The 19,984-nt window shown below is 59.2% G+C and carries 24 protein-coding genes; 13 read left to right on the plus strand and 11 right to left on the minus strand.

The window, feature by feature from the left end; genetic code table 11:
* Nucleotides 1–23 precede the first annotated feature (23 nt).
* Genes kduI through kduD form a run of 3 tightly spaced genes read left to right on the plus strand, consistent with a single transcriptional unit; the run spans nucleotide 24 to nucleotide 2,422 of the window.
* Nucleotides 24–857: a 5-dehydro-4-deoxy-D-glucuronate isomerase gene (gene kduI, locus ACFQZG_RS26615; RefSeq protein WP_378157763.1), complete on the plus strand. Its 834-nt coding sequence runs from the start codon at nucleotides 24–26 to the stop codon at nucleotides 855–857.
* A gap of 46 nt (nucleotides 858–903) precedes the next feature.
* Nucleotides 904–1,671, plus strand: a complete 768-nt coding sequence (locus ACFQZG_RS26620) for a DeoR/GlpR family DNA-binding transcription regulator (RefSeq protein WP_378157764.1) — start codon at nucleotides 904–906, stop codon at nucleotides 1,669–1,671.
* Nucleotides 1,646–2,422 (plus strand): 2-dehydro-3-deoxy-D-gluconate 5-dehydrogenase KduD, encoded by a 777-nt coding sequence (kduD, locus tag ACFQZG_RS26625; RefSeq protein WP_378157765.1) that lies wholly within the window; start codon nucleotides 1,646–1,648, stop codon nucleotides 2,420–2,422. The genes ACFQZG_RS26620 and kduD overlap by 26 nt, the downstream gene beginning before the upstream one ends.
* A gap of 14 nt (nucleotides 2,423–2,436) precedes the next feature.
* Here the strand turns inward: kduD and ACFQZG_RS26630 are convergent, their stop codons facing one another.
* Nucleotides 2,437–3,513 (minus strand): M23 family metallopeptidase, encoded by a 1,077-nt coding sequence (locus tag ACFQZG_RS26630; RefSeq protein WP_378157766.1) that lies wholly within the window; start codon nucleotides 3,511–3,513, stop codon nucleotides 2,437–2,439.
* Between the two features lie 78 nt (nucleotides 3,514–3,591).
* Here ACFQZG_RS26630 and lipA point away from each other — a divergent pair, with 78 nt between their 5' ends.
* Together lipA and ACFQZG_RS26640 are read left to right on the plus strand one after the other, a co-directional pair.
* A complete protein-coding gene (gene lipA / locus ACFQZG_RS26635; RefSeq protein ID WP_378157767.1) occupies nucleotides 3,592–4,497 on the plus strand; it encodes a lipoyl synthase in 906 nt (301 codons plus the stop codon).
* Nucleotides 4,498–4,502: 5 nt separating this feature from the next.
* Entirely contained in the window at nucleotides 4,503–5,465 is a 963-nt protein-coding gene (locus tag ACFQZG_RS26640) for a YutD family protein (protein WP_378157796.1), read from the plus strand.
* Nucleotides 5,466–5,537: 72 nt separating this feature from the next.
* Here the strand turns inward: ACFQZG_RS26640 and ACFQZG_RS26645 are convergent, their stop codons facing one another.
* Nucleotides 5,538–6,332, minus strand: coding sequence for an NAD kinase (locus ACFQZG_RS26645; protein WP_378157768.1), 795 nt, complete (start codon nucleotides 6,330–6,332; stop codon nucleotides 5,538–5,540).
* Between the two features lie 80 nt (nucleotides 6,333–6,412).
* Nucleotides 6,413–7,540, minus strand: coding sequence for a nucleoside recognition domain-containing protein (locus ACFQZG_RS26650; protein WP_378157769.1), 1,128 nt, complete (start codon nucleotides 7,538–7,540; stop codon nucleotides 6,413–6,415).
* Nucleotides 7,541–8,028: 488 nt separating this feature from the next.
* Here ACFQZG_RS26650 and ACFQZG_RS26655 point away from each other — a divergent pair, with 488 nt between their 5' ends.
* Together ACFQZG_RS26655 and ACFQZG_RS26660 are read left to right on the plus strand one after the other, a co-directional pair.
* Entirely contained in the window at nucleotides 8,029–8,412 is a 384-nt protein-coding gene (locus ACFQZG_RS26655; RefSeq protein ID WP_378157770.1) for a globin domain-containing protein, read from the plus strand.
* A gap of 13 nt (nucleotides 8,413–8,425) precedes the next feature.
* The gene (locus ACFQZG_RS26660) at nucleotides 8,426–9,130 is read left to right on the plus strand and encodes a DUF2225 domain-containing protein (protein ID WP_378157797.1); all 705 of its coding nucleotides are present in this window, start codon (nucleotides 8,426–8,428) and stop codon (nucleotides 9,128–9,130) included.
* A gap of 34 nt (nucleotides 9,131–9,164) precedes the next feature.
* Here the strand turns inward: ACFQZG_RS26660 and ACFQZG_RS26665 are convergent, their stop codons facing one another.
* Nucleotides 9,165–9,419 (minus strand): hypothetical protein, encoded by a 255-nt coding sequence (locus ACFQZG_RS26665; protein WP_378157771.1) that lies wholly within the window; start codon nucleotides 9,417–9,419, stop codon nucleotides 9,165–9,167.
* Nucleotides 9,420–9,493: 74 nt separating this feature from the next.
* On the opposite strand from ACFQZG_RS26665, the gene ACFQZG_RS26670 reads away from it, so the two are divergent.
* Together ACFQZG_RS26670 and ACFQZG_RS26675 are read left to right on the plus strand one after the other, a co-directional pair.
* Entirely contained in the window at nucleotides 9,494–11,269 is a 1,776-nt protein-coding gene (locus ACFQZG_RS26670) for a M3 family oligoendopeptidase (RefSeq protein WP_378157772.1), read from the plus strand.
* A gap of 583 nt (nucleotides 11,270–11,852) precedes the next feature.
* Nucleotides 11,853–12,251: an O-methyltransferase gene (locus ACFQZG_RS26675; RefSeq protein WP_378157773.1), complete on the plus strand. Its 399-nt coding sequence runs from the start codon at nucleotides 11,853–11,855 to the stop codon at nucleotides 12,249–12,251.
* Nucleotides 12,252–12,344: 93 nt separating this feature from the next.
* Here the strand turns inward: ACFQZG_RS26675 and ACFQZG_RS26680 are convergent, their stop codons facing one another.
* From ACFQZG_RS26680 to ACFQZG_RS26690, 3 genes are all read right to left on the minus strand, one after another.
* Entirely contained in the window at nucleotides 12,345–12,587 is a 243-nt protein-coding gene (locus ACFQZG_RS26680) for an alpha/beta-type small acid-soluble spore protein (protein WP_378157774.1), read from the minus strand.
* A gap of 91 nt (nucleotides 12,588–12,678) precedes the next feature.
* Entirely contained in the window at nucleotides 12,679–13,536 is an 858-nt protein-coding gene (locus ACFQZG_RS26685) for a TIGR03943 family putative permease subunit (RefSeq protein WP_378157775.1), read from the minus strand.
* A 15-nt stretch (nucleotides 13,537–13,551) separates the two neighbouring features.
* Nucleotides 13,552–14,517: a permease gene (locus ACFQZG_RS26690; protein ID WP_378157776.1), complete on the minus strand. Its 966-nt coding sequence runs from the start codon at nucleotides 14,515–14,517 to the stop codon at nucleotides 13,552–13,554.
* A gap of 437 nt (nucleotides 14,518–14,954) precedes the next feature.
* On the opposite strand from ACFQZG_RS26690, the gene trpS reads away from it, so the two are divergent.
* Nucleotides 14,955–15,950, plus strand: coding sequence for a tryptophan--tRNA ligase (trpS, locus tag ACFQZG_RS26695; protein WP_378157777.1), 996 nt, complete (start codon nucleotides 14,955–14,957; stop codon nucleotides 15,948–15,950).
* Nucleotide 15,951: 1 nt separating this feature from the next.
* Here trpS and ACFQZG_RS26700 read toward each other — a convergent pair whose 3' ends face one another.
* Nucleotides 15,952–16,131, minus strand: coding sequence for a DUF5325 family protein (locus tag ACFQZG_RS26700; RefSeq protein WP_378157778.1), 180 nt, complete (start codon nucleotides 16,129–16,131; stop codon nucleotides 15,952–15,954).
* Nucleotides 16,132–16,227: 96 nt separating this feature from the next.
* Here ACFQZG_RS26700 and ACFQZG_RS26705 point away from each other — a divergent pair, with 96 nt between their 5' ends.
* Complete coding sequence (locus ACFQZG_RS26705) at nucleotides 16,228–16,434, plus strand: alpha/beta-type small acid-soluble spore protein (protein ID WP_378157779.1); 207 nt, start codon at nucleotides 16,228–16,230, stop codon at nucleotides 16,432–16,434.
* Between the two features lie 167 nt (nucleotides 16,435–16,601).
* Here the strand turns inward: ACFQZG_RS26705 and ACFQZG_RS26710 are convergent, their stop codons facing one another.
* Nucleotides 16,602–17,585, minus strand: a complete 984-nt coding sequence (locus tag ACFQZG_RS26710) for a metal-dependent hydrolase (RefSeq protein WP_378157780.1) — start codon at nucleotides 17,583–17,585, stop codon at nucleotides 16,602–16,604.
* 87 nt (nucleotides 17,586–17,672) lie between these two features.
* Between ACFQZG_RS26710 and ACFQZG_RS26715 the strand changes: the two genes are divergently transcribed.
* Entirely contained in the window at nucleotides 17,673–17,954 is a 282-nt protein-coding gene (locus tag ACFQZG_RS26715) for a hypothetical protein (RefSeq protein WP_378157781.1), read from the plus strand.
* Here the strand turns inward: ACFQZG_RS26715 and gerQ are convergent.
* Together gerQ and ACFQZG_RS26725 are read right to left on the minus strand one after the other, a co-directional pair.
* On the minus strand, nucleotides 17,951–18,385 hold the full coding sequence (gene gerQ / locus ACFQZG_RS26720; RefSeq protein ID WP_378157782.1) for a spore coat protein GerQ: 435 nt from the start codon (nucleotides 18,383–18,385) through the stop codon (nucleotides 17,951–17,953). The genes ACFQZG_RS26715 and gerQ overlap by 4 nt on opposite strands.
* A gap of 30 nt (nucleotides 18,386–18,415) precedes the next feature.
* A complete protein-coding gene (locus ACFQZG_RS26725; protein ID WP_378157783.1) occupies nucleotides 18,416–18,838 on the minus strand; it encodes a cell wall hydrolase in 423 nt (140 codons plus the stop codon).
* Between the two features lie 288 nt (nucleotides 18,839–19,126).
* Between ACFQZG_RS26725 and cyoE the strand changes: the two genes are divergently transcribed.
* Nucleotides 19,127–19,984, plus strand: a complete 858-nt coding sequence (gene cyoE / locus ACFQZG_RS26730; RefSeq protein ID WP_378157784.1) for a heme o synthase — start codon at nucleotides 19,127–19,129, stop codon at nucleotides 19,982–19,984.

Here is a 19,984-nt window from a genome sequence, read left to right on the forward strand (position 1 = left end):
CGAACATAAGGGAGACGTTATCATTGGATATTAGACATTCCACGAATCCGGCCGACGCCAAAACGTACGATACCGCGACACTGAGACAGCGCTACTTGATCGAGAGCGTGTTCGTTCCCGGCGAAGTGAAGCTGACGTACGCGCACGACGACCGCTTCATACTCGGCGGCGCGATGCCGACCTCCGAAGCGCTGACGCTCGAAGCGCCGGATATTCTCAAGACCGATTACTTCCTCGAGCGCCGGGAAGCCGGATTCATGAACATCGGCGGCGGGGAAGCGGTCATCGAAGTCGAAGGCGAGCGCTTCACGCTCGGCAAGCTCGATACGCTGTACGTCGGAAAAGGCGTTCGCGACTTGAAGCTCTCTAGCGCGGACGCGTCCAATCCCGCGAAGATCTATATCGCTTCCGCCACCGCTCACGCGAAACACCCGACGCGCAAGGCGACCGTGCAAGAAGCGAATACGCTCAACCTCGGCGCGCTGGAATCGTCCAACGAGCGCACGATTCACCAGGTCGTTCACGAGAACGGCATCCCTAGCTGCCAGCTCATGCTCGGGGTGACGTTGTTCAAGCCGGGCAGCGTATGGAACACGATGCCGGCGCATCTTCACGACCGCCGGATGGAGGCGTACTTGTACTTCGACATGAACGACAACGCGCGCGTCTTCCACTTCATGGGCGAGCCGAGCGAGACGCGGCATATCGTCATCTCGAACGAGCAAGCCGTTATCTCTCCGGCTTGGTCGATCCATTCCGGAGCGGGTACGAGCAGCTATGCGTTCGTATGGGCGATGGCGGGGGAAAATTACACGTTCAAAGATATGGATGTCGTCCCGATGGATGCGTTAAAGTAAGAGGAACGCATTCAACGATACGTATCGATCGGGAGGAGCTTCGCGCATGTTAGCCGTCACGCGTCATCAATCGATATTGGAGCTGGTCCAATCGGATGGCTCGGTGCAAGTGTCCGAGCTGAGCGAGCGGTTCGGCGTCACCGCCAAGACGATTCGGGAGGACTTGGAGAAGCTCGAGGAGAAGGGGCTGCTTCGGCGAATCCACGGCGGTGCGGTCGCCGCCCGCGAAGAGGCGGAGCCGATGCTGCCGCTGCAAATTCCGAACCTGAAGCATGCCTCGGAGAAGGAAGCGATCGCGCGGCATGCGCTTACGTACATTAAACCGAACGACGTCATCGCGCTCGACGCCGGCAGCACGACGCTCGAGATCGCCCGTTGCTTGCCGGACATGCCGCTCACGGTGCTTACGAACGATCTGCTCATCGTCCGGGAGCTGATGCCGCGCGAGGACATTCGGCTGGTCGTGCCCGGAGGCTACAAGCACCGGAACGTGCTCGTCGGCAACGACGCGCTAACGTGGGTGACCCGCCTGAACGTGCAGAAACTGTTCCTGTCCGCGACGGGAGTGCACGATAAGTTCGGCCTCTCGGTGTTCACGAGCGAACTGCTCGACTTGAAGAAAGCTTATCTATCCGGCGCCAAGGAAGTGTACGGCGTCGCCGACCATAGCAAGTTCGACCGGGCGGCGCTATTCACGTTCGCCGCGTTGGACGAGCTGGACGTACTCATAACGGACGACGGATTGGACGAGGACATCGTCCGCCGATACGAGGGAGGTTCGGTGCGAATTGAACGCGCAAGCACGGTTGGCTAGCAGATTCGAATTAACGGGCAAGACCGCGATCGTGACGGGAGCAGGCAGAGGCTTAGGTCGCGCGATCGCGATCGGAATGGCGGAGGCGGGAGCGAACGTCGTGCTCGTCACGAACCGTACGCCGGCCGACGAAGCGAAAGCGGCTATCGAGTCGCTGGGCGGACAAGCGGTCATCGTCACCGCGGACGTTGGGGACCGGGATCAGTTGCCCGGCATTATCGACGCCGCGACGAGCGCGTTCGGAACGATCGACGTGCTGGTCAATAACGCCGGCATTATCCGGCGCACGCCCGCGGTCGATCATGCCTACGCCGATTGGCAGGAAGTGCTGGACGTGAACTTGAATTCCGTATTCGTGCTCAGCCAGTTGGCCGGTCGAATCATGATCGGGCAAGGCTCGGGCAAGATCATCAACGTCGCGTCGATGCTGTCGTTCCAAGGCGGCATCAACGTGCCGGGCTATACGGCGAGCAAGCATGCCGTCGCCGGCTTGACGAAGGCGCTAGCCAACGAATGGGCGTCCAAGGGCGTGCAGGTCAACGCGATCGCGCCCGGCTACATGTCTACCGACAACACGGAAGCGCTCAGGAGCGACCCGGTGCGGAGCAAGCAGATCCTGGAGCGCATTCCGGCGGGACGCTGGGGCGCGGACGAGGATCTCGTCGGCCCCGCGGTCTTCCTGGCGTCCGGCGCGTCCGATTATATGAACGGACACGTTCTGTGCGTCGACGGCGGCTGGATGAACCGGTAAAGATATGAACTTGATTATTTGCGAACGCGAAGGGCCTTGCGCTCTTCGCGTTCCCATTTTTTCAGGAGCGGATACGGGTCGAACGCCCATTCGACGAGCCCGCGGTCCCGGTATACGCCGTAGTGCAGATGCGGCGGGAACTTTCCTTGCGTGCCCGGGCGGCCGTAGCCGGAGCTGCCGACCCAGCCGATCGTTTGGCCGGGACGGACGACGTCGCCGGCCTTGAGCGATTTGTCGAAGCCGGATAGATGCGCGTAATAATGATACAGGTTGTTCAAGTCGCGAATGCCGATCCGCCAGCCCCCGTATTTGTTCCAGCCCTTGATCTCGACGACGCCGTAGCAGGTGCTTCGGACGGGAACGCCTTGGCCGGCGAAAATATCGGTACCCTCGTGAATCCGGTACCCGCCCCAGCTGCGGCTGTTGCCCCACGTGCTGCGGAACGAATAGACGCTGCCGAGGGGGAGCGGGAACGCGCCGCCCTTCAGATCGATCTTGCCGAACGTCTTGTACAGTTTGGCGAATTGCTGAATGCGCTGGACCGCGCGCGTGTTCTGATAGTACTCCCAGAGACCGATCGCGAAGTCTTCCTTCGCGCTTCCGTAGCGGAGCACTTCCGCCGCGACGGTGTACAGAAGATCCTCGTCTTGATTCCGGTTCGCGAGCTTGTCTCCCGAACCGTCGCGGCCGATGCCGCGGAAGAAGCGGATCGACGCGGGCTCCGTATCCTCCGCGTCGGGATTCAGCTCGCCGCTCCATTCGGCCGGCGGGATGTACACGCCGGTGGCGGCGTCGTCCCGGATCGGCCGCGTCTTCGGATGCGCGCGGGACAGCGTCCGCTCGTACTGGTCGATCGCGGCGATCAGCGGCCAATCGAGCCCCGTAAGCGCGCCGATGCGGTCGTAGAGCTGCTCGCGTCGCTTGACGAGGTCCGGCTCCGGCGCTGCCGCGTCCGCGATGGCCGGCAAGCCGGATGCGAACGCGAGCGTCAAGGCGAGCGTCCCCGCGATCGCTCTTCGCGCCCGGGGGTATAGATAGTCGTACACGGTCCGCCGAAGTCGAATCAAAGCCAGCCCCCCTCTCTTCGTCATGTAAGGAGTAGGGTTTACATATCATTGGTTTTTATCCGAATCATGCTATAATAAGGGGGACAGAAAGAGGGGAAAGCAATGACGACGAGCACGAGGCCTCCCAAGCCGGAATGGCTGAAGATCAAGCTGACGACCGGCGAGCCTTACAAAGAGATCAAACAGATGATGCGGACGAAGACGCTGCACACCGTGTGCGAAGAAGCGCGTTGTCCGAACATATACGAATGCTGGGCGAACCGTACGGCGACTTTCATGATTCTCGGCGACATCTGCACGCGAGCATGCCGCTTCTGCGCGGTGAAGACCGGACTTCCGACCGAGCTTGACCTGCAAGAGCCGGAGCGCGTCGCGGAAGCTGCCGAACAGATGGGATTGCGCCATTGCGTGGTCACCTCGGTCGCGCGGGACGACTTGAAGGACGGCGGGGCGACGATCTTCGCGGAGACGATCAAGGCGATCAGACGGAAGCTCCCGCTGTGCAGCGTCGAAGTTCTTATTCCGGATTTCCTCGGCAACGAGGAGTCGCTAAGGATCGTCATGGACGCGAAGCCGGACATTCTGAATCACAACATCGAGACGGTCGAACGATTGTCGAACCGCGTTCGCGCCAAGGCGAAGTACCGCCGGTCGCTCGAATTGCTCCACCGGGCCAAAGCGATGTACCCGGATATTCCGACGAAGTCCAGCATCATGCTCGGCCTCGGAGAGACCCGGGAAGAGGTTCTGCAGGCAATGGACGACCTTCGCGGGATCGATTGCAATATCTTGACGCTAGGCCAGTACCTGCAGCCTTCCGCGAGCCATATCGACATCGTGAGGTACGTGCATCCGGATGAATTCAAGCAGTTGAAGGAAGACGGGTTGGCTCGCGGTTTCTCGCACGTCGAGTCCGCGCCGCTCGTCCGAAGCTCCTATCACGCGCACGAGCAAGTGAAATCCGCCGAAGCAAGAACGACGATCGTTCGGGAGGAGAGCTTAACGTGATTTACATGGCCGGTGGCAATGCTTACTCCGTAATGCATGAGAACAAGAACGGATGGAATCCGGAAGCTTTCCGCGAGAGGTTCAGCGAGGTGCTCGAGCGGTTCGATTACATCGTGGGCGATTGGGGTTACAGCCAATTGCGGCTGCGGGGCTTCTATAAGGACGGCCATCCCCGAGCCACCAAGGAAAGCTCGATCTCGAGCTTCGTCGATTACATTAACGAATATTGCAATTTCGGATGCGCGTATTTCGTGCTCGTCAAGATCGACAGCAAGACCTTGTCTCCCGAGGAGCTCGAGCTTAGCCAGCAGAACGCCGCGGCTGCCGCGGCTACGGCGCTCGGCGAAGCCGGAGAGCAGGCGGCGGAGACCGCTGCGGCTGCCGCGACGGCCAGCGTCAACGGCATGCTGATGCGTTGGCCGCTTAAGGAGCGTCCGGGCGGCCCGGTCAGAGTGCCGAATGTAACCGTATCCGCGGTCGCGAGAGCGGCGGCCGACGCCGAACGGCGCAACGCCAATAAGGGCGATCATTCGGGAGGCTCTTCCCATCAACGCGGCGGTTCCCATTCCCGGAACGATCGGGGACATGACGGCGGTTCGCGGCACGGCAAGTCTTCGCACGGCTCGGGCGGAGGAGATCGCCGGCAAGGACAAGGCTCCGGCAATCACGAGCGCGGCGGCCAACAGGGTCCTGGCCAGGGCAATCATGGACAAGGCAGAGGCCAACATCACAACGGCCCGCGCGGCCCGCGTCCGCAGCAGAACGCGGAAGGCAACCATAAGCCGGCCGAAGGTCGTCCGCAAGCGGAGGGGAACGCGCATCCGAACGCGGAAGCGGCGCGTAACGGAAGCCGTTGGCCGGGCAAGAATCGCCGCCGGAAGAGCTTCGGCGGCAAGCCGGGCCAAGGTCCGAGACCGGAAGGCGGACCTCGTTCCGAATCGAGCGGCAATCCTCGGGCGAGCGAATAAAGGGAATAACGCAACAAGCCTTTTCCAGCGGCGGACGCCGAGGGAAAAGGCTTGTTCGTTGTCATGGCCGCTCTACACTTCCAAGCCGATGAACGACTCCCGCACCCGATTCCAGAACGGGTACGGCCGGTAACGGGCGAACTGGATTTTCTGGTCGGACACGCGGCACGTAATCGACGTAATGCCGGACATCTGAACCGACAGATGGTCTACCGCGTAATGCAGCGCCTTGTTCGGGTCCGGAACGATGTCGCAATGATGGTGCTTCGGCAAGATGACCGACGAGCCGAGCGTGCGGTAGACGCGGTTGTTGATCGAAGCGATCTCCGCGATTTGCAATGCCTCCAGAGACGGATGAATGACCGCACCACCGAGGCTTTTGTTATATCCCGTGCTGCCCGTGGGGGTGGAGATGACGATGCCGTCGCCGCGGAACATCTCGAACGGCTCGTCGTTCACGTGCAACGCCGCGACGAGCGTGCCGTCCACTCCCTTGAGCGTGAATTCGTTCAGCGCCAAGTACGACGTGCGGCCGGCATGGGCGTTCACTTCGATATGGAGAAGCGGATAGACGACGTTATGGGGCTCCGACGTCGCCATCATGCCGACGAGCTCCGGCAGCTCTTCTTTTTTCCAATCCGTATAGAAACCGAGATGTCCCGTATGGATTCCGACGAAGGACACTTGCTGCAACTGATCCTTGTACCGATGGAATGCTTGCAGCAACGTGCCGTCCCCGCCGATCGAGACGACGATCTCGGGCTTCTCCTCGTCGTGGATCATGCCCTTCTCCTCGGCCAGCGACTGCAATTGCTCCGATAATTGCCGGGAGAGCGGGTCCCCGCGGTCCAATACTGCGTATTTCAAGAGGAAGCGCTCCTTCCGGTCGTTCATGCCGTAATCTGATTCGATCATAAACAATAACCGGAGGGAATACAATGCTTGCCTTACGAATGGAGGAGCGGCCAGACCGCGTAAACCGCGATCATCGCGAGGATGCCGTGCAGCAGCCTCGCGCGGGCGAAGGGCAAGTAACGCCATTTCGTGCGGCTCATCAACCCGGCGACTTGCGCATGGACGGACAGGCCGGCCCAAGACAAGACGAAGGCGGCGGCGGCCACGCGGTCGACGAGCGGTAGCGCGGATCCGGCCGCGCCGCTGCCCGCCGCGGCTTTCGCGCCGATCGTGACCTCGAACGTTCCGTGAATGAGCGAAGAGGCAATGTGAGGCGACATGCCGCACAGCTGCAGCAGGCCGGATATCGCATGATGGAACAACGCGAGTGCGCCGCTGTCGATGAGCAGCGTCATCGTCGCCGAGAAGAACACGACGAGCCCGCCGACGATCATCATGAGCGCAAGGGAAGATTGCAGAGACTGGCGCAGCAGCACCGCGAACGGACGTCCGTCGGCCAATCGGGCGCGGTGCATGGCTGCCAGCGCCGCGCGCAGCCTGCCATCGCGCCGTTGCGGCGTAGGCGAAGGCTTGCGCGGAACGCGATCCTCTTCGGGCGAATCGGCTCCCGCACCCGGGCGGAACCGATAGAGGATGCCGATCAAGAGCGCGCTGCCGTAATGGGCGATCGCAAGCGCGAGAGCGGGCTCCAGGCTCCCGAAGAATCCGATGCAGACGGCGCCGATCAGGAAGATCGGGTCCGACGTCGTCGTCATGGCGACCAACCGTTCGCCTTGATCCCGGTCGATCATGCGCTGTTCCATTAGCCTTGACGTTAAGCGGGCGCCCACGGGGTACCCCGATACGTAGCCCATGGCGAGAACGAAGCCTCCGATCCCGGGCAGCTTGAACACCGGCCGCATGAACGGATCGAGGAGCTTGCCCGCGAAATGCACGATCCCGAACCCGAGCATAACGTCGGAGAGCACGAAGAACGGGAACAGCGCGGGGAACAGCACTTCCCACCATACGGCGACGCCGCGGAGCGAAGCTTCGAGCGCCTTGCCCGGCATGGCCAGGGCGAGACCTCCGAGCAAGAGTATAACGCCGCCCATTCCGACGATGCTAAGCGCCGTGATCAGACGGGGTTGGTCATTCGTTGAGGACGGTTCCGTTCGCACAAGGTTCCCCTCCCAGGGTATCGACGCTCTTGTCCAATATATGAACAAGGTCGGACAATCTTGCCCGAATACGGATCTTGCGAATAATTGTAATCGCTTGCAAAAAAACGGTGCCGTTCCGCCCGGGTTATGGTACAATCGGAGTAGACGCAACGGCTTATTGCACGCTGGCATTTACTTCGATAAGTGGAGTGATGAACATGATGGCGGGAATCGTCGCAGGATTGATTGTATGCGCTTTCGTATACGTCATTCGGGAATCGTTGGTACGTCCGGAAGAGGAAATGTAAACAAATCGACACGCAACGGCAACGACGCCGATCCAGATCGTCCTTCGGGACGATCTTTGTTTTTTATCGGAGGCAAATTGTGACTTTGTGGTATAATAGGCTTGATCCAAGAGAAGCTAATAGGTCTTGTATCCCACAACGCGGTGCGACTTCCTGTTCAGTCAGACATCGATACGATCGCACGTCAGGAGGGACGAATTGTCCAGTTACGCAACGATTTACGAAGCGATCGGCGGCGCCGACGCTTTGCGGGATATCGTGGAACGATTTTATCCGAAGGTTCAATTACATCCTTTGCTCGCTCCGTTGTTTCCGGAGGACATCCGTCCCGTCATGGAGAAGCAATATCAATTTTTGACTCAGTTTTTCGGAGGGCCCTCGTTGTATTCGGATCAGTACGGACACCCGATGATGCGGGCTCGGCATTTGCCGTTCGAGATTACGCCGGAGCGCGCGCAAGCTTGGCTATCGTGCATGGCGTCCGCGCTCGCGGAAACTTCGGTTCCCGAATCGCTGCAACGCTTAATGCTCGAGCGGTTATCCGGACCGGCCCATCATTTCGTCAATACCGATCCATCCTAATCGAGGAGGAAGCATCGTGGATCCGTTATTCCAGATCAAAGTCCAATGCAGCTGCTGCGAGTCGAGCTTTCAGACGTCCCGCGTACGTCCGAGCCTGAAGAAGGCGGTCAAGACCGACTCGGATTTCTGCTCCTACTTCAAAGAAATCAATCCCGACTATTACGTCGTTCGGGTATGTCCGTATTGCGGCTTCGCGTCGACGGAAAATTTCCGGGAGCATCTGCTCGACAAGCAGAAGAAGGCCTACTACGAGAAAATGGGCAACCAATGGCAGCACCGGGATTACGGCGGCGAACGGACGGAAGCGGATGCCATGGAATGCTACAAGCTGTCGCTGCTGACCGCCCAGACGGTCGGAGAGAAGGACCGCATCATCGCGGGATTGCTCCATCACATCGCGTGGCTGTACCGGTATCAAGGCAACGTCGCGCAGGAGAACCGGTTTCTCCGATTCGCGCTCGGCGCGTACGTAAGCGTATTCGAGAAAGAACGCGAGTCGCTCAGTAATGCCAGACTCATGTTCCTGATCGGGGAATTGAACCGGCGACTCGGCGAATACCGGGAAGCCGTCAAGTGGTTCGGTCGCATCATCCACGATCGCAGCATTACGGATTCCGCGATGATTCGGGCTTCGAGGGAGCAGTGGACCAATATCCGCGAGGCGATGACGGGGCAAGGCTTGGAGCTTCCGGAGGAAATGCAGCAGAGCGGAGCATAGCCGAGGCGCGCGGGGAAGACGGACGGACCGATGCTCAGTCCGAGATCAAGTCGTCCGCGCGCAGCGGCTTGTTGGCGAGCAGATAGTCCGAGTCGGCATCGACGATGCGAACGCGGCTATGGCAGCAAGGGAAGACGAGCAATATTTTGCGCGCGCCGTCATACAAGCTCGCGACGTCGGCGGGCTTGAGCGGGAGCAGCACGTTCGAGGCCCGGCAGAACGGACATTCGTGTACGAATACGTCGTTGCCTGTGATATCATAAGGCCAGCTGTTGCGGAACGGAATCATGAGATCGTCCTCCTTTCTCGTTCTACGATACAACAGCCCGAACAAGCGTGCAAACGGAAAGGAAGCGATCGGATATGAATAGAAGCTGGAACTTGGAGTCGCTCTTCGAAGGCGGCTCTTCTTCGTCTCGGTACGCGGCGTTCGTCCAAGAGACGGAGAGCCTCGTCTCGGGGCTGCTGAAGGATCTGCAGGAAGCCGGGGCGGCCCCTGCCGACGTGCAACTGACGGAGTGGACGAAGAGGCTGCAGGACGGATTGGCGCGGCTGCGGGAAGCGGACGCCTTCGTCTCGTGCTTGACCTCGCAGCAGATGAGCGACAAGAAGGCCGTCTCGTGGGCCGAGCGCATCCAGTCGCTGTCCGCCAAGTATAAGCAAGCGCAAGATTTGTACGAAGCGAAGCTGGCCGATGTTCCCGAGGATCGCTGGGAGAAGTGGAGCGGCGACGCTTCGCTCGCTGCCGTGAAGTTCCCGCTGAACGAACGGCGCGATGCGGCGAAGGAAAAGCTCCCGCCCGCGCTCGAGAGCGTGGCGAGCGAGTTGGCCGTAGACGGCTACCACGGCTGGGGAGAGCATTACAATACGATCGTAAGCCGCATCTCCATCCCATGGAACGAAGGAGACGCGGTCTCTTCGCTGTCCGTCGGGCAGGCGGCGAACAAGCTGGACGATCCGAAGCCGGAAGTGCGCGACCTGATGGCCGCGAAGTGGGAAGAGGCTTGGGCCGGCCAAGCCGATCTGTGCGCCGACGCGTTGAACCGGCTGGCCGGGTTTCGGCTGAAGCTGTACGGCATGCGGGGATGGAACGATCCGCTCGGGGAACCTCTCAAGATGAACCGGATGAGCGACGCTACGCTGGACGCGATGTGGACGGCGGTATCCGAAGGGATAGAGCCGTTGAAGCGGTATTTGGCCGTCAAAGCCCGCATGATGGGCAAAGAGCGATTGGCTTGGCATGACGTGGACGCGCCGATCGCGACGAGTCAGGCGAAGATCGGATACGAAGAAGCGGCCGGCATTATCGCGGAAGCGTTCGAGCAGTTCTCGCCGGATATGGCGAAGCTTGCCCGCAGAGCGTTCGACGAGGACTGGATCGAATCGGAAGACCGTCCGGGCAAGCGGCCCGGCGGCTTCTGCACCAGCTTCCCGATCAGCGAGCAGAGCCGGATCTTCATGACGTATTCCGGTACGCCGGGCAACGTATCCACGCTCGCTCACGAGCTCGGACACGCGTACCACGGCGCGCTCGTGGACGGATTGCCGCCGCTGGCCCAGGAGTACGCGATGAACGTGGCCGAGACGGCGTCGACGTTCGCGGAAGCGCTCGTCAGCGACGTGCTCGTGAGCAGAGCCGAAGGCGACCAAGAGAAGCTCGCCTTGCTGGACGACCGCCTGCAGCGCGCCGTCGCCTTCCTCATGAACATCCGCGCGCGATTCCTGTTCGAGACGCGCTTCTACGCGCGACGGGCTTCCGGCATCGTCGAAGCTGAGGAGCTGAACAAGCTGATGGTCGAAGCGCAACAAGAGGCTTTCGGCAACGCGCTTAGCTCGTGGCATCCGCATTTTTGGGCGGCCAAGCTGCATTTCTACTTAACCGACGTTCCGTTCTATAACTTCCCGTACACGTTCGGTTACCTGTTCAGCACGGGACTCGTCGCCGTCGCCGAGCGGGAAGGGGAAAGCTTCCGAGCGAAATACGACCGGCTGTTGAAGGACACCGGCGTCATGACGGTGGAGCAGCTCGCATCCAGCCACTTGAGCGTACGTCTCGACGAACCGGCATTCTGGCGCGAGGCGGTCTCCAAGGTCGTCGCTGACGTCGAACAGTTCGAAGCGCTTTGCGAAGGGCGGTAATGATAATCTAGGCCCCCCGGGACGTTCGTCCCGGGGAGCTTTTCGTGACCCTGGACCCGCTGGCTACGCCGCAAACCCGCTGGATACCACTAACCTGTGCGCTACGCCGCTAACCTGCCAGCTCGCGCGCCGCTCCACCGAACGGCAGCCCCAAATGTATTCGGTTTTTCGAGTCTCTTTCGGCGGATAGATGGGAGCTTGGCGGTTGTGTGCGACTAATCGTGCTTATTTTTAGTTTGCCGGGATATCGTAAGAATTGTACGCGGTTTATCGCATATAAAACATAATTTGTCTGGTATGATCCGGATTAAGCACTATATTTCGAATATACTTCGCGGTCGAAGCAACCATATGGCGCGGTGGAGAGGCTGCAATCGCGGCAACCCTAAGGCGCGGCGAATTGGACGTGTTGTCGGCGACAATTCCGGGTGATGATTAAGGCATCTGCACTTCGTCAATTCCACGAATATACATGATTTGACAAAATCATTGCAATTATCCAACAATTCATTTACAATAGGCCTCGAGACACAAAAGGAAATTGTTAGTAATTTTGCAAGCAAAAGCGAGAAGGAGGAGAATGATGGAACAGCATTCACTGGCAAGACAAGTCAATGTGGCATTAGAACAACTTGAGGCAGAGCTTAAGGGACTAACTGCAGGGACGATCGTTCTGCAAATTCGCGACGACAAGGTAGGGCGCTTCGGCATCCGTCACTTGCCTCTCGATTGCGGAAGCCAGACGACGAATGTGGCGGCAGGGGGATTAACGGCCGCGCAAGCGAAGCAGCTTCGGGTCATGGCCGTGGAAGCTTTGCGCTATAAGCGGACGTGGACGCACGGGGAGATCGCGTACGACTTCGCGCTGAGGCAAGGCCAAGTCGACGTGAGCGTGCAATTCGAATCCAACTACAATATGGCGAACGTCTTGTTCAAACCGCCGGCAAGGCGAAGCGAGCGCAGGGACGTCTCGAACGAATAGCGATTCCTCATTCCATACATAACGAACACGACAATCAGGGACTGCCCATTCGCTATCGCGAGTCGGGCAGTCCCTGTTCTAGGCTGGGGGCGATTAACGGCGCATGAAGCTTCCCGAAGCGGAGCCTGCAAGCTGTTGTTCGGCTATCTCGACAAGACGGCGCGTAATTTGACCGCCGATCGAGCCGGCGTCGCGGGTTAACAAGTTGCCGTTGTATCCGTCTTGCGACAATTGGATGCCGAGCTGTTGAGCGACTTCATACTTGAACTGGTCCAAAGCCTGTCTGGCTTGAGGAACGACGAGGTTGTTGCTGTTGCGTGAGTTGTTGCTAGCCATCGCGCTCACCTCCTTTGAAGGGTAGTATGGACTGAATTGGGAGCGCTATGCATTGTAAGCGATTAATTTCCATCTTTCCTTGCCGATGCCATTATTCGGGTCCGAAGTTCAAGTCGGGCGATACGTAAGGTTCGTCGGGAACGGGGATTCGAAGGATCCGCAGGGCGTCGATCTGAATGACATCTTCGCCGTCGTAGACGGTCGTCGATAACGTGCCCGTAATCGATACCCATTCGTTCGTCTCGAGCGCCGCGGCATGATCGGAGCGGACGAGAACGCCGTACGGGTAAGCGTCGGCGGAGCAGCAGCTGACGGCGAACCGGGTAGCGCCGAACTGGCGGTTGTCCATGCCGCGCTCGCGGAATACGAAGCCTTCGACCTGAACCGTCTTCCCTACGAACGCAGAGCGGTACGAATCGAGCGTCGTGAGCGTCTCGATGAATCGCTCGTCGGTAACCCGTACGGGGTCTTGGGCGGAAAGCTGGCGGCCGTATGCGGCGAAGCTCCGAAGGAACGGATCGGACGGCGATTCGGGCATGACGATCCGCTGCGAAGAGAATTGGACGCCCTTGGCGGAAGCCATCGCGCTTCCGAGCAGGCCGTCCGGGACGGCGAACGCCAATGCCAACGGCAGCGCGAACCAGCCGTATAGCAATAAGGAAGAACGCCAGCTCGCGGGCATCGCGTGCTCGTGGCCGTGTTCGTCGCAGCAGCCTTCCGCATGCGCAGCTCGGCCGTCCAGACCGATTCGGATGGCGGCATACAGCTGCTGCGCCGCGATGGCGTACATGCCGAGCGCGGCGAGCTTCACGATGAACTGCATGCGAGGGGCGATATACAGCTCGAGATTGTCCGTGCGCACGAGGTAGACGACGAAGTAAGCGAATGCCGCGAGAACGCTCGCCCGGACGATATAATGAACGGCTTCGTTAACGGAGCGGTTAGCCATCGCGCGATTGCCTCCTTATACCCATCCTATCCAACCGAACAACAGGGAACCGAAGAAGACTAGCGCGAATAACAGCGCTAGGAAGGCCAGCACGAATTTCTTCCTGAATACCGCGAGCATCATCATCGTGCTCTTCAGATCGGCCATTGGCCCGAATACGAGGAACGCCAGCAAGGCGTGCGGCGGGAACAAGCTGCTCCACGAAGCGGCGACGAACGCGTCGGACGTCGAGCATAGCGATAGCACGAACGCGAAGCCCATCATGAACAGCGGAGCGCCCAGCTCGTGGTCGGCCACGGCGGCGAACGATTGGCGGGAGACGAGCGTCTGCAGGACGGCCGTCACGAAGGCGCCGAAGATCAAGTACTTGCCCATATCGAAAAATTCATGGGACGCATGGGCCGGCGTATCGCCTAGCTTGCGCCAGAAAGAGGCGCGCGGGGAAGCGGCATGCTCGTGATGGTGATGGTGATGGTGATTGTGATGATGGTGATCATGTTCGTGGTGACTGCTATAGCTATGCAACGCTTTCGGCGGGTTCATCGGATCGCGTTTCATGAAGGCATACAGCAGCAATCCCAAGCTCATGGAGACGAGCAAAGCCAAGTAAAAGCGCGAATAAGCGAGACCTTCGTTCGTGCGAAAGGCCGCAAGCGTCGCGCCGAACACGACGGGGTTAATGATCGGGCCCGCGGCGATATAGGTAAGGCCGATGTAGGCGGGCAGCCCCTTGCGCATCAGTCTGCGGACGATCGGGATCATGCCGCATTCGCAGATCGGAAGCACGATGCCGAGCAAGCTTCCGAACAGCGCGCCGGCGAGCGGGTTCTTGGGCGTCAGCTTCTTGATCAGCGCGTCCGACACGAACGCTTGGAGCAAGGCCGACACGATAACGCCGATGAGCAGGAACGGCAAGGCTTCTAATATAATGCTGATCAATATGATCTTGAACGTCTGGAGCTTCTCGATATCCACGTGCACGGAGTCACTTCCCGCAATCATAGTCGGCTTGCGCGATTACAAGAGCGTATGCTTGGCCTACGGGGAATATGAACGGCAGGTTGACAACGGAATCGCGAGGCGTATAATGAATACAAACCTTGACATATTGCGGCGATGAAAGGAACAAGTACGCGTCTGCGGTGCGCTCACAGAGAGCCGGTGGTTGCTGGAAACCGGTGCGCCCCTTATGCGGAATGGATCCCGGAGCCGAGAGCGAAACGACGGCAATCGGAGGAGGCGTACGTCTCCGAGGCGGCCGCTCCCATGCTCTCCGGACGTTCCCCGATAACGGAACCGAAGGTTTCGCGGCGCATGAGCGTCCGCGGAGCGAATTAGGGTGGCACCACGGCTTTCTCGTCCCTTGCGGAGGAGGGCCTTTTTTTGTTGTCCAATATAAACAAGAGGGGTACGATCACATGTCCAAATCACGCGTATTGTCCGGCATTCAACCGAGCGGCAAGCTGACGCTAGGAAACTACATCGGAGCGATGAAAAACTTCGTCGCCCTGCAGCACGAGCACAATTGCTTCTTCATGATCGTCGACTTGCACGCGATCACCGTGCCGCAAGAGCCGGCGGCGCTTCGCGAGCAGAGCGAAGCCGTCGCCGCGCTGTTCGTGGCTGCGGGTCTCGATCCGGCGCAGGCCGCGATCTTCATGCAATCCCACGTGCCCGCGCATGCGGAGCTAGGGTGGTTGATGACGACGTTATCCTATATGGGCGAGCTGGAGCGCATGACGCAATTCAAGGATAAATCCGAGGGCAAGGAAGCGATCGGGGCGGGCTTGTTCGTCTATCCGGCGCTCATGGCCGCGGACATTCTTCTCTACGATACGAAGCTCGTGCCGGTGGGAGACGACCAGAAGCAGCATCTCGAGTTGACGCGCGACTTGGCCGGCCGATTCAACTTCAAGTACGGCGAGACGTTCGTCGTTCCGGAGCCGTTCATTCCGAAGGTAGGCGCGCGCATCATGTCTCTGGACGACGGCACGAAGAAGATGAGCAAGAGCAACCCGAACGCGGGCAGCTACATCGCCTTGCTCGACACGCCGGACGATATCCGCAAAAAAATTTCCCGCGCCAAGACGGATCTCGGGCGGGAAATCGTGTTTGACACGCAGAACAAACCGGAAATCAGCAATCTCATGAGCATCTACGCGCAATGCTCCGGCCAGACGCTCGAGCAAATTCAAGCGGCGTACGACGGGCAAGGCTACGGCGCCTTCAAGAAGGACTTGGCCGAAGTCGTCGTGACGGCGCTCGAGCCGTTGCAAGCGAAGTACAACGACATTCGCTCGTCCGGCGCCATTCATGATATCTTGAAGGACGGCGCGGAGCGCGCGAACGCGGTCGCGGAGAAGACGCTGGCGAGAGCGAAGGAAGCGATGGGCTTCTTGCCGCCGCGCCGGTAAGCTACCCGCGCGGGGCTTGACGCGACCGGCGAGCCTTCAGGGTGAACCCCCAGCCGATGACGGCCAAAGTAAGCAAGCCGAATAGGGCCGCTAGCCAGCCGTTTTCGCTTATGGAGAAGGCGGTGGCGAGCATTAAAGCTACGGATGCGCAGGCAAAAAACAAGGACAACGATTTACTCATAAAAGTGTCGACTCCTTAAGCATATTTTTCTGGACATCTAGCATACTAACAAGGCAAGCTTGCAACCAATCATCAAGGCGAAAGGAGAATTCACTCATGGCAGGAAGCAACCAAATCATTGTTCCGCAAGCGAAAGCAGCCTTGAACAGCATGAAAACAGAGGCAGCGCAATCGCTTGGGGTGACGATCCCGGCTGATGGCTACTACGGCAATGTAACATCCCGCGATGCAGGTTCTCTGGGTGGCTACATTACCAAGAAGCTCGTCCAAATCGCTGAGCAACAACTGTCCGGCGGCCGCTAACGCGCAAGCGTTACTCGCCGAAAGCCCGAGGCTAGCCCTCGGGCTTTTCCTATTGTGCGCCTATCCTCGTCGGACAGTCAAGCTATAACGAATCGCCAATAAATGCGAACGCAAAAAAAAGCGGAGTTTCCTCCGCCTTCCTTCGAATTCCTGCAATCGGGCCTCCTTCAATAACTGTTCATTCGCAGCCGCTTCTCGAGCCGTTCGTCGCTCAGCCAGCCGACGTAAGACTGCAGCGGCGCGAAGGAGTTGTCCATCATGACGACGGCCACGAACGGATATTGCTTGCGGTAACGGTACCGGACGTCGACCCACCTGACCTCGTAGCCCCACGTTTGCCGTTTGACCTGACCGCAAGGGAAAGGAGTGACGCTAAGGAACGCCTTCACGTCCTGATGCTCCTTCGAAGCTTCGAGCGCGGGATGGCTGTCGCACTTCATGGAATCGAGCCAACGAAGTTTGCCGTGATCCCACTCCCCGATGCCGTACGTGCAATCGGCCGACTCCCTGACCAAGTTCCAGCGATAGAGCGAGACGGTCGGCATGATCGTATAGCGGTCGCCCGGTTGCCTGTCTTGATCCATTCGGGGAACCGTTCGGGCCAGCCTTCGGTGGACGAGCGTGCGCCAGACGTAATAGACGGCCAATAAGCCGTAGAGGACCGGGAAGACGACCGTCGGTTCGGCGAAGCCCGATATCCAGATCAGGATCGCGAGCAGGTGCGTGGAGAAGATGAACGGGTCGAAGATATGGATAATATTCCATGCGACCCACTGCCGGCTGACGGGACGGTAAGCTTGCGTGCCGTAGGAATTGAACAGATCGACGAACACGTGCACGACGACGGACAACAACACCCAGAAGCCGATATGCCACCAAGGAATATGCCGGAACATGAGCCAGACGAGCGACGTAATGACGGCGGCCCAGCCGAAAATCGCCGGAAAAGAATGGGACAAGCCACGATGGTTTTTGATATAATCGGCATTGCTTTTGAATCGGAGCAGGCTGTCCAGGTCCGGCGCGTTGGAGCCAGCCACCGTACCGAGCAAGATGGCGACGGGACCGTAAGCGTGCGAGGAGATTACCGGATCGATCATCGCGAGTCCGCCGAGCCCGAGCCCGAACACGAAGTGCGTGCCGGTGTCCATGACGTTGAGCCTCCTTATCTTTCGCTATTGCTTCAGTATGGTCGTCCGGAAGCGAAATTATAAAAAAAGAAGAAGGCGGGAAGCCGCATGATCCTGTTCTGCGAATACGTCGTCATGCACGAACACAGGGAAGCGTACTTGGAATGGATGAGAAGTCGACTCGGCGCGGGCGAAGCGATGCAGGCGCTGGAGAATACGGGCCAACCGGGCGTGTTCGTCGAGATCTGGCAAGCGGGAGATGCCGCGCGCGCCGCGGCAATAGAAAAGGAACGCCGCGAAGGGCGTTCCTGGCAAGAGATGAACGGATGGATCAAGGGCGGCGAAGCCGGGCTTCGCATCTGGACGTTCCGCTCTATCGGGGCGGATTAACGGCCCGTTGCGCTTTGGCCGAACGGCAACGTATAGTTCAACGGTTCGTCGAACGTAATGTAGTCGAGATTGATCGTGAGCAGCAAGTATCTTTTGCCGGTCGCGGGATCGCTAATAATAATGTGGTCGCGGCCCGCCGCCTCGAGCACGCCTTTGAATATTTTGGCGTTCCACTCGCTGTTGTTCTCGTATGTCATGTACAGCGTGGCGACCTTGCCCAGGTTCATGCGCAAAATATTCTCGACGTAGGACTCCTCCGGAACGAATCCGGCCGGCAGCGTCGTTCCGCCCGGCGTAATCGGCACGCCGCTCGGTACCTGAGGCGGCATCATGGGCATCGTCCCGGGCATCGCCATCGGCATTTGCGTAGGCATCGGCATCATGCCGGGTTGTTGCTGCATTCCCGGCCAAGGCATTTTGTTGTTATACATTGTTATTCCTCCTTGATCTCGTCGAACCCGTTAATATACGGACGGACAATCCGCTGCGGTCGGCGCGAAGAAGCAATGCTTCTTGAACCTTCCCGTGTTCGCTTGGTCGTACCAGGTGGCAGGGCATCCGCCCGCCGGACGGAAGAACCAGAGCGCGTTCGATGCGGGATGCTGGCGTTCGCCGTTAATGACGCGCTGCGCGAGTCGCACGTCCCGATCGCGGGAACTCTGGTAAAAGTAGGGCTTCTGCACCGCCTCGAAGCCTCCGGGCGATTGATACACCATGTCCGGAATCGAGCGGATGTTCTTGAAGTCCATGCAGTTACCCGCCACCCGGTTCACGCCGACGTTGCCGACCATGAGCATTCCGAGCTCGCCCTCGCCTTCGGCTTCCGCGCGCATGAGCCGGCCCAACATTCTCACCTGTTCGCTGTTCGTCTTGATGCGGGCCATCGAATCGCATGCCACCCTTCCTCGTTCAAGCGGCCTACGCCCGTCGCAAACGTGATAGGCACTTGTCGCAATACAGTGTATTGAGCGATGGGCAAATGTGTGACTCGCGGCAAGGGGAATCCTTCGCGTTCGCACCTTGTTCACAGCAGGTGGCGATTTGATGAACTCACAGAGGCGAACATTGTCAATGCTTCGACAGATGCGGTATCATTGAACAGACATAATCGCAGACTTGCATTCGCTCGCATTGCTCGCATGCCGCTCTGTTCGACATAAAGGAGGAGCACCGTGCTTAAAGATCTTGTAGCCCTCACCAAGCCGCGCATCATTCGATTGAATCTGATCGCGGGTTTCGGCGGATTCTGGGTTGCTTCAAAATGGAATATCGATGGTTGGCTGCTCGTATGGATGCTCTTAGGCTCGGCGCTCACGATGGCGTCCTCGTGCGTGTTCAACAACTATCTGGACAGGGACTTCGATACGAAAATGGCCCGTACCGCCAACCGCGCGCTGCCGCAAGGGCGGATGAGCCCCGGCGGGGTGCTGGCGTACGCGATCGCGCTCGGCATCGCCGGGCTTCTGGTGCTGTTCCTGCTCGTTAGTCCGCTAACCGGATGGCTGGGGTTACTCGGCATGTTCGTGTACGTCGTCATCTACACGATGTGGCTGAAGCGCAGTTCGACGTGGAGCACGTCGATCGGCGGCATATCCGGCGCGATGCCTCCCGTTATCGGCTATTGCGCCGTATCGGATACGGTGGATGCGGGCGCATGGATTCTGTTCGCGCTGCTGTTCCTCTGGCAGCCCGCGCACTTCTGGTCGCTCGCGATCCGCCGCATGGAAGAATACAGGGCAGCCGGATACCCCCTGCTGCCGGTAGTGAAAGGCGTAACCCGCACGAAGTGGCAGATGCTTCCGTACATCTTGTTGCTCATTCCTGCGACGATCCTGATGTACGCGTACGACTACGTCGGCGAGTATTTCCTCATCTTGTCCCTCGTCATCGTCGTCGTCTGGTTCGTCCATGCGGTTGCCGGCTTCCGCGCGAAGGACGACGACAAGTGGGCGAAAACAGATTTCATTATCTCGATCAATTACTTGATGATCATGTTCTTCGTCATGATACTCGATACGAACGGAGTGTAG

The sequence above is a fragment of the Cohnella sp. GCM10027633 genome, from assembly GCF_042675445.1.
In the GTDB taxonomy this organism is placed as follows: Bacteria; Bacillota; Bacilli; order Paenibacillales; family Paenibacillaceae; genus Cohnella.